Source organism: Mucilaginibacter sp. P4_G9 (assembly GCF_056400985.1).
Genome location: NZ_JBFUKF010000620.1, coordinates 1 through 2,115 on the forward strand (window position 1 = coordinate 1; position 2,115 = coordinate 2,115).

At 43.6% G+C, this 2,115-nt stretch carries 2 protein-coding genes; both read left to right on the top strand.

What is annotated here, in order from left to right:
- On the top strand, positions 1–596 hold a 596-nt coding region (locus AC1DPZ_RS26005), incomplete at its 5' end, for a response regulator transcription factor (protein WP_477408963.1).
- The gene (locus tag AC1DPZ_RS26010) at positions 593–1,963 is read left to right on the top strand and encodes a sensor histidine kinase (RefSeq protein WP_477408965.1); all 1,371 of its coding nucleotides are present in this window, start codon (positions 593–595) and stop codon (positions 1,961–1,963) included. The genes AC1DPZ_RS26005 and AC1DPZ_RS26010, both read left to right, overlap by 4 nt.
- Positions 1,964–2,115 lie beyond the last annotated feature (152 nt).

Consider the following 2,115-nt stretch of genomic DNA (forward strand, 5'->3'; position numbering starts at 1 on the left):
GCGATGTGGTTTACGATGGGGCTTTATTCTTTAAAAACCTGCAGATCGAAACCTATGAACTGTATATTTTAGATGTAAATGTGCCCACACTTAATGGTATAGAGGTTTGCAAAAAAATACGAAAAACGGATAGGGCAAAGCCAATTTTAATGTTGACAGCCTACAGCGATGTAGAAAATAAAATTATCGCCTTTGAATCGGGCGCGGATGATTACCTTGTAAAACCGTTTCACCTTGAAGAGCTGCTTGCAAGGGTGAACGCGCTTTTGCGCAGGAGCTATGGTGTACAGGAAGGTGGCAAGCCCGTTTTAACAATAGACGACCTGGTGATTGATACCGGTGAAAAAAAGGTGACCAGGGCCGGCAGGGAAATAGCGCTTTCGCCCAAGGAATACAAGCTGATTGAGTTATTGGCCACAGAAGACGGCAAGCCGGTATCAAAACAAACAATAGCGGCCAAAGTATGGGATATTAATTTTGAAACAGGAACCAACACAATCGAAGTATATATAAACTATTTACGAAACAAAATAGATAAGGGCTTTAGCAGGCCCCTTGTACATACCCGTGCCGGTTTTGGCTATTACCTTAAATGAATTTAAAGCAACGTTTTTCGTTTATTTTCAGCTGCTTGTTTTCGGTGCTGCTGGCATCCGTTATGGTAACGGTATATTTCCTGTTCACCAACTTCCGGCAGGATGAATTTGCCACCTTACTGGCCGAGAAGGCACAGACAACAGCCAAGCTGCTCATCGAGGTTAAAGAGATAGACTACAAAATGCAGAAGCTTATTGACAGCAACAGCGTTAATAAGCTGTATAACGAAAATACACAGATCTACGATTCGAATAAAAAACTCATTTACAACAGTAACTCCAAGCTTACTATAGATTATACCGAACATGAGCTTGACCAGATAACGGAGAAGAAAAGGTTTTTTAGCCGCATCAGGAAATATGATGTGCTTGGGCTATATTATGTTTTTGATAACAAGGGCTATTACGTGCTGGTGTCTGCCGAAGATACTTACAACAACAGCAAGCTCAATTATCTTAAATACCTGTTGTTTGGCGCTTTTTTGATAGGGACTATCGTAGTATGGATACTGTCGTTCCGTTTAAGCAAGCGGGCGCTGCAGCCGCTGTATGATTTCAGGAAAAAAATACAGGAGATAACAGACAGTAACCTAAAGATTAGGCTATCCGAAGAGAAGCGGGAAGATGAGATCAATACCCTGGCCAACTCCTTTAACCAAATGATGGATCGCATTGACAATGCCTATGAGCGGCAAAAGGAGTTTACCGGCAATGCATCGCATGAATTGCGCACCCCGGTTGCCCGCATAGCAGCCCAACTGGAGAATCAGCTGAACCGCGATGATTTGGACCTGGCTACAAGGCGCAACCTGGAGAGTATTTTTGAGGATACCTTTCAGCTATCAGAAATTATCAGTTCGCTGGTTGCTCTTGCCGATATTAATAGTCGCGAACACCATTCGTCGTTTGTAAAGCTCCGGCTGGACGAAGCCGTGTTTAGCGTTGCGGCCGACCTGTCAAAAATATATCCCGATTTTAAATTGAAGTTTGAGATCGAAAACAACTCCGACAACGAAACGGAGCTCAATATATCCGGCGACGAAACTCTGCTCAGGATAGCCCTGCTAAACCTGTTTAAAAACGCCTGCAAATATTCTGACAACAACCTTGTAGAGTGCCTTATACGGCAGAATAAGCTACAGATAGAATTACTGATCACCAACACCGGCCAGGTTCCCGACGTAAAAAACACCAATATCCTTTTCACCACTTTTTATCGGGGCAGTAACATTCGGGATGCCTCGGGCAGCGGCATTGGCTTAAGTATTGTAAAGCGGATACTGGAATACCATAAAGCCTCCATTTTCTATAACATCATCGATAACAATACCAACCAGGTAAAGGTGGTTTTTGGGCTGCCGGATTGATAACGATCAGGAACCCGTCCCCAGCTACCGCAAGGTCTTTTCGCTGCCGCAAGCTCCAGGTGGCTGTTGCACAACTAACCCTTTAACGAACAATAAACTAAGTTGTGCGATCATTTTAGCCTGGCATCTGATTTAAGCGCAATAAAAATCAG

Coding starts and splice junctions, on each gene's coding strand:
- AC1DPZ_RS26010 (WP_477408965.1), top strand. CDS start 593: ATGAATTTAAAGCAACGTTTTTCGTTTATTTTCAGCTGCTTGTTTTCG.